Raw genomic sequence first — 6,646 nt, forward strand, 5'->3', positions numbered from 1 at the left:
CAGGAAACAATCCGTAATGTCAGCAGGATCGTTATTCTGGCGGATTGGTTGTTTACCGCTCCGGCGGTTTTAGTGCAGCTGATCTCCGGTGTGTGGTTGATGTCTCTGCTGAATGTCAGTTTTACCTCGCCGTGGTTTCTGACGGTCGCTGCGCTGTTTATATTGATTGGTTGCTGCTGGCTGCCGGTGGTCTGGATTCAGTATCAGTTACACCGCGAAGCCTGTATGGAAAATGGTTTTTTAAGCGCACGCTTTAAACGTCTGATGCGACTCTGGATTGTATTGGGAATACCGGCATTCGCTGCAATGCTGGTGCTTTTCTTGTTGATGGTGGCCAAGCCTCTGGCGGTAATATGACGGCATTACAGCAAACGTTCGGTCGCTGGACGCTGAGCCTGCTTTGGCTCATTACGGCGCTGGTGTCGGTCGCGACGGCGCAGGATATTGGTCTGGTGATCTTACAGCAGGGTGGCGTAGCCGATGCTCTGGCTCCCTGGCTGCTCTATGGTGGCAGTATTGTAGATGCGCTTTTAGGACTATGGCTGTTACTGCCCTGGGCGCAACGTCTGTGTTTTCAGATACAGCTGATCACTATTGCGGTTTATAGCGTACTGCTGTCGGTTATTGCTCCTGAGTTCTGGTGGCATCCGTTTGCGCCGGTGGTTAAAAACCTGCCGATTATGGTACTTATCTGGATTCTGATGCCAGGAAAATCAATATCCTGATCGCGGTCAGCGCGACGTTTTATTCATAGTGTGCTCTGTTGTGCTCTATTGTGCTCAAGCGGGGATATAGTGCCTGCCTTAAAATAAAAAACCGCCGGTTGTTCGCAACCGGCGGTTTTTTATTGAACGTCTTAAACAGGTTCAGTGTTAAAGCACCGGTGAATTATTTATTCAGTGGTGCTTTAAAAGTACTGAACTTATTTACCGCCTTTCAGCACGTGATTAATACGAGCCTGAGTTTCTGGTGTGCCGAGCAGGCCGGAGAATAATTCCATCTCCAGTTTAACGGCTTTATTAACACGCTCACGGTGGCCTTCGGCGCGACCCAGCTTTTTAATGGCGCGGATAGAATCCTGAGAATTTTTCAGTAATTCATTGGCGGTGGCCATCGCTGTTTCCAGTGCTTTACCGTCTTCCACAGCGGCGGTTAACAGGCCCCATTTTTCGGCTTCGGCGGCGGTGAAGAAACGGCCGGTGTACAGCAGTTCTGCCGCACGCTTAGGACCAATGGCTTCAGACAGCAGTACCGAGCAGGCACCTTCAGACGTTACACCGATTTTGGCAAATGGCAGGCTGTAACGGATGCTGTTACCGGCGTAAGCGATATCGGCATGCAGCAGCATGTTGGCGCCAATACCGATGGCCACACCTTCCTGCGCCATAATCAGGGGCTTTTGCAGACCGGCGAAGGCATCAAAAATGCCGGCAACACCTTCCTGAACGGCAGGCAGATCGCCGCCTGGCAGCAGGTCGGCCAGATCGTTACCGGCGGTAAAACGGCCTTCGGCACCGGTCATCACGATGACTTTAACCTCATCGTTGGCATCGCTGTCGAGCAGGGCGGCGATAACATCTTTGTAAGTCTGTACGCGGATGGCGTTCAGTACCTTCGGGCGGTTCAGAGTAATCACGGCAATGCCGTTTTCCAGACTGTAGGTAATGTCCTGATACATAGGGAAGATCTCATCGGTTCAGTATGGCGGGCATGATGGCAAACCCGGAATAACAGAGCAATGATCAATATGCACAGATTGCTGGTTGAAACCGAGGTCTGGCGTTTATTGCTGTTGGCACTAACGGCGGGAATTCTGGTCAATCCGGATGCGGGTAAGGCTAGGGTTATGCCTTATGATGCTCAGATATCCGCTGACCATTAACGAAAGGAATCTCAGGGTATGAACAGGATGCAGACATTGAAATGGTTGCCCGGCGTAACGCTGCTGGTCTTTATACTGGCCACAGTGCAGGTTAATGCCGGGGAGGGCAGCGCCGCGGCTTTCCGTCAGGAGCTGGTGGCCGCGGCATTGCAGCGTACGACTCTGCAGGTGCGCTATGACGGCGCTTACCAGAAAATTGCCTATCCCAATGGTGATGTGGCGCCAGACATTGGTGTGTGCACCGATGTGGTGATCCGCAGCTACCGCGCTCTGGGTATCGATTTACAGCAACGGGTGCACGAAGATATGGTGGCTGATTTTGCCGCTTATCCATCGCGCCGTATCTGGGGTATGACCCGTACCGATACCAATATTGACCATCGCCGTGTGCCGAATTTACAGGCGTTTTTTCAGCGTAATGGCCAGACATTAGCCGTCAGTGATAACCCGGCCGATTATCAGCCGGGGGATCTGGTCACCTGGATGCTGCCGGGCAACCTGCCGCATATTGGCGTGGTCAGCGATCGCTATGCGCCGGGCTCCGGCAGGCCGTTAATCGTGCATAACATCGGCGCCGGTCCGGTGCTGGAGGATATGTTATTCCGTTACCGGATTAGCGGGCATTACCAGTATCTGCCACAGAGGAGTGGGGAGTGATTACCCCCCGTTACCGGCTGTTTGCAGAATGACCAGGGCATTACCATTACCTGCCACAGAAAAGTGGGGAGTGATTACTCCCCGTTACCGGCTGTTTGCAGAATGATCAGGGCATTACCAGTACCAGCCACAGAGGAGTGGGGAGTAATTACTCCCCGTTACCGGCTGTTTGCAGAATGACCAGGGCTTTGCCCGGACTGACGCTCTGGCCGGTTGTGCGCAGCACTTCCACCACGGTACCGCTCTGATGGCTGCTGACTTCAATTTCCATCTTCATGGATTCCAGCACCACCAGAGGCTGACCGGCGCTGACCTGATCGCCGGGTTTAACCAGACATTGCCAGACGTTGCCGGATACATGGCTGTCGATGCTGAATTCACCGTCTGCCAGCGGGCGCTCATCGCTTTCTTCCAGCACCGAAGGTTCGCTGTCGTAATGGAATTTTCCTGAGGCTTTCCATTCCTCAAGTTCTGCCTGAAAGGCTTTTTGCCGTTCCTGCTGGAAGGCTGAAATACCTGTGCCCTGTTCCTGCAAAAAGCGTTCGTATTCCGCCAGATTAAAGCGGGTTTCTTCGATTTTTATTGGATACTGGCCATGGGGAAACTGTTGGCGGATTGTCATTAACTCGTCGTGGCTGACCTCGTAAAAACGCACCTGATCGAAAAAGCGCAGCAGCCAGGGCTGGGTAAATTCGCGGGTGGTTTTATAGCGGTTCCACATCTGCAGAGTACGGCCAACAAACTGATAACCGCCCGGACCTTCCATACCGTAAATACACATATAAGCACCGCCAATACCGACGGAGTTTTCCGCCGTCCAGGTACGCGCCGGATTATATTTGGTGGTGACCAGGCGGTGGCGCGGGTCCATGGGTGTTGCCACCGGAGCACCTAAATACACATCGCCTAAGCCCATCACCAGATAACTGGCGTTAAAGACAATGTCTTTCACTTCATCAATGGAATTCAGGCCATTAATGCGGCGGATAAATTCAATATTATCCGGGCACCAGGGTGCATCAGCCCGTACCGATTGCATGTATTTATTCACCGCCAGCTGGCAGGCTTCGTCGTTCCACGACAGTGGCAGGTGAACAATGCGCGACGGCACTTCGGCATCCTGCAAATCGCCCAGCTGATCTTCGGCGGCAATTAATATCTGCAGTAATTCCTGCTGACTTAAGCGGCTGGAATCGTAGTGCAGCTGTAGCGAGCGGATGCCCGGTGTCAGCTCCCACAGGCCGGTAATATTCTGTGTGTTTAAATACTGCATTAAGGCATGAACACGGAAGCGCAAGCGGATATCCAGCTGCAGCGGGCCGTATTCCACCAGTAAATACTGGTCGCCACTGGGGCGATAAACGACACCGGTCGGGTGTGAGTCTGCCTGACCGGTATAAGCGATGCTGTGCACAATCGGGCTGTCCGGTAACCAGCGCTCAACCGTACAATCTTCTGCCCTCAGTGTCGTCAGGCTGTTTTGCTGTGCGCGGTTTAAGGCCACCGCGGTTTGCTGGCTGACCGGCAGAAAGCGGATTTTATCACCGGCTTTTAACTGACCGAGTTTCCATAAATCGGCGGTGATCACCGTGGCCGGGCAGACAAAGCCGCCCAGACTCGGGCCGTCCGGCCCTAAAATCACCGGCATATCACCGGTAAAATCGACGGTACCAATGGCGTAGGCATTGTCGTGGATATTGGATGGGTGTAACCCGGCTTCACCACCATCTTCCCGTGCCCATTCCGGTTTGGGGCCAATCAGGCGCACACCGGTGCGGCTGGAGTTGTAGTGCACTTCCCAGGTGTGGGCAAAGAAGCGTTCAATATCGCTGTCGGTAAAAAATTCAGGTGCACCGTGTGGGCCGTAAATAACCCGTAATTCCCATTCATTGGCAATCGTGGGCAACAAAGCCGGATCGTTAAGGGTTGCAGGTTCTGCTTTATTATCTGCGGAAAAATGCAACACATCGCCCGGTAATAATGCGCGACCGTTATGGCCGCCAAACTGACCAAGCGTAAAGGTGGATTTTGAGCCCAGATAATCCGGACAGTTAAAACCACCGGCAATTAAACAATAAGCACGTGCTCCAGCACTGCCAACACTGCCGCAGTCGAGAATATCGCCGGCATTAATATCAATGACCTGCCAGAATTCAATATCATTGGTTGTACTGTTATGGTTCAGGCCCGCGCGGGTCAGGCTGGCGCTGGTGGCCGCACCGGCCAGTAATATCCTTGTCGGTGCGTTAAATTTAAGCACCGGGCCTTTTAAGGTAATTTCCAGACCCGCGGCCTGCTCTGCATTGCCGAGTAAGCGGTTGCCCAGAGCAAAAGAATAGCCATCGAACGGGCCTGACGGTGGCACGCCAATATCCCAATAGCCAATGCGCGCGGGTAAATCCTGAAGGGTGGTTTGTGTTCCGGCGGTTAATACCTGCACGCTGGTGGGCTGGTGTTGCAGGGTTTTTAATAACTGGGTGTACACGTCACCGGCTTGTACGCGCTTATCCTTAAGAATATCGAGCAGATAACGGCGGTTGCATTCCAGTCCGTACAATTCTGTGTCGGCCAGCGCTTCTGCCAGGGTTGCCAGCGCCTGATCGCGGTTGGCGGCGGTGGCAATCACTTTGGCCAACATAGGATCGAACAGAGCCGGTACTTCTGAGCCGCTTTCTACCCAGGTATCAATACGCAGTGATGGCCAGCCTGAGGCCTTATCAGACTGAGATTGCAACAAGAGTTGTTGTGGCCAGCGGACATTGCTTAATAAGCCGGCGCAGGGCTGAAAATCCTGTGCCGGATCTTCGGCATAAATCCGTGCCTGAATGCTGTGGCCTTTGGGTGTGAAATGTTCTGTCAGTGGCAGCGTTTCACCGGCACCGAGGCGCACCATCCATTCCACCAGATCAATACCGTAGACTTCTTCGGTAACGCCGTGCTCAACCTGTAAGCGGGTATTCACTTCGAGGAAATAAAATTCGCCGGAATCTGCATCGTAAATAAATTCGACCGTACCGGCACTGCGGTAATTGACCGAGCGACCCAGACGCGCTGCGGTGGTGTGTAATGCCTCCCGCTGCTGGGTGGTTAAACCCGGTGCCGGTGTTTCTTCCAGCACCTTCTGATTGCGGCGCTGAATGGAGCAATCGCGCTCGCCAAGTGCCAGCACCTGGCCCTTACCGTCACCAAAAATCTGTACTTCGATATGGCGGGCTTTTTCGACAAATTTTTCGATAAATACGCCATCGTTGGCAAAGTTATTGGCGCTTAAGCGTTTCACCGAAGCAAACGCCTGTTGCAGTTCGGCCTCGCTGTAACACAGTTGCATACCAATACCGCCACCACCGGCGGTGCTTTTGAGCATCACCGGATAACCAATACGCCCGGCCTCAATGATGGCGCTGTGAATATCGGTCAGCAGTTCGGTGCCCGGCAGCAGCGGAACCTTATTGTCCTGCGCCAGTGCACGCGCTGAATGTTTTAAACCAAAGGCATCCATTTGTGCGGCGCTGGGGCCAAGAAAGACCACGCCAGCCTGATCACAGGCATGGGAGAAGCCGGTATTTTCGCTTAAAAAACCATAACCGGGGTGAATGGCTTCAGCACCGCAGTCTTTGGCAATCTGCAGGATTTTATCCTGATTCAGGTAAGTATCCGCGACCGTGCCATCACCCAAGCAGAAAGCCTCATCGGCCTGCTGGACATGCAACGAATGCTGGTCGGCCTGATGGTAAACCGCAACCGCCTGAATATTCATTTTTTTCAGGGTGCGGATAATACGGCTGGCAATGGCGCCACGGTTGGCGATTAAGACTTTTTTAAACATGGTCTTGCCTCATTCTTAAATGTCTTGTTTCACTTCACGTATGTTGTTGCACAAGAGGCAGGTCGTCCTGCATAAATACTGAAGCCTGCCGGTCGTCCGGCGGCTTAAGGCACCTCTGAATAATTCAGTGCCCGCTTCGGCTTACTGAAAAAGTTCAGATCAAGGCGCCACGTTGAAGGCATAACGGGTTACGCCAAAACGTGGCAACATCGAGCTGGATTTTTTCAGCAAGCCCCGAAGGGCGTGGGCTGCAGAGTGTTTTGACGGTGTTGTCGATTTTA

At 53.1% G+C, this 6,646-nt stretch carries 6 protein-coding genes; 4 read left to right on the forward strand and 2 right to left on the reverse strand.

All coding sequences use genetic code 11. From position 1 onward, the window contains the following. Together B3P58_RS12500 and B3P58_RS12505 are read left to right on the forward strand one after the other, a co-directional pair. Nucleotides 1-357 (forward strand): DUF2269 family protein (locus B3P58_RS12500; protein WP_286717856.1); only part of this gene is annotated, 357 nt, incomplete at its 5' end. Continuing rightward, a complete protein-coding gene (locus B3P58_RS12505; RefSeq protein ID WP_230330410.1) occupies nucleotides 354-725 on the forward strand; it encodes a DoxX-like family protein in 372 nt (123 codons plus the stop codon). The genes B3P58_RS12500 and B3P58_RS12505, both read left to right, overlap by 4 nt. A gap of 197 nt (nucleotides 726-922) precedes the next feature. On the opposite strand, the gene B3P58_RS12510 is transcribed toward B3P58_RS12505, so the two are convergent. Then, entirely contained in the window at nucleotides 923-1,678 is a 756-nt protein-coding gene (locus B3P58_RS12510) for an enoyl-CoA hydratase/isomerase family protein (protein ID WP_286717860.1), read from the reverse strand. 60 nt (nucleotides 1,679-1,738) lie between these two features. On the opposite strand from B3P58_RS12510, the gene B3P58_RS12515 reads away from it, so the two are divergent. Continuing rightward, nucleotides 1,739-1,882: a hypothetical protein gene (locus tag B3P58_RS12515; RefSeq protein WP_230330412.1), complete on the forward strand. Its 144-nt coding sequence runs from the start codon at nucleotides 1,739-1,741 to the stop codon at nucleotides 1,880-1,882. Between the two features lie 18 nt (nucleotides 1,883-1,900). After that, on the forward strand, nucleotides 1,901-2,539 hold the full coding sequence (locus tag B3P58_RS12520) for a DUF1287 domain-containing protein (RefSeq protein WP_286717863.1): 639 nt from the start codon (nucleotides 1,901-1,903) through the stop codon (nucleotides 2,537-2,539). A 148-nt stretch (nucleotides 2,540-2,687) separates the two neighbouring features. Here B3P58_RS12520 and uca read toward each other — a convergent pair whose 3' ends face one another. Beyond that, the gene (gene uca, locus B3P58_RS12525) at nucleotides 2,688-6,365 is read right to left on the reverse strand and encodes an urea carboxylase (RefSeq protein WP_286717866.1); all 3,678 of its coding nucleotides are present in this window, start codon (nucleotides 6,363-6,365) and stop codon (nucleotides 2,688-2,690) included. Between the last annotated feature and the right edge of the window lie 281 nt (nucleotides 6,366-6,646).

The organism is Thalassolituus sp. UBA2009, from assembly GCF_002335285.1.
GTDB lineage: Bacteria > Pseudomonadota > Gammaproteobacteria > Pseudomonadales > Oceanobacteraceae > Venatoribacter > Venatoribacter alkanivorans.

Coding starts and splice junctions, on each gene's coding strand:
- B3P58_RS12505 (WP_230330410.1), top strand. CDS start 354: ATGACGGCATTACAGCAAACGTTCGGTCGCTGGACGCTGAGCCTGCTT.
- B3P58_RS12510 (WP_286717860.1), bottom strand. CDS start 1,678: ATGTATCAGGACATTACCTACAGTCTGGAAAACGGCATTGCCGTGATT.
- B3P58_RS12515 (WP_230330412.1), top strand. CDS start 1,739: ATGATCAATATGCACAGATTGCTGGTTGAAACCGAGGTCTGGCGTTTA.
- B3P58_RS12520 (WP_286717863.1), top strand. CDS start 1,901: ATGAACAGGATGCAGACATTGAAATGGTTGCCCGGCGTAACGCTGCTG.
- uca (WP_286717866.1), bottom strand. CDS start 6,365: ATGTTTAAAAAAGTCTTAATCGCCAACCGTGGCGCCATTGCCAGCCGT.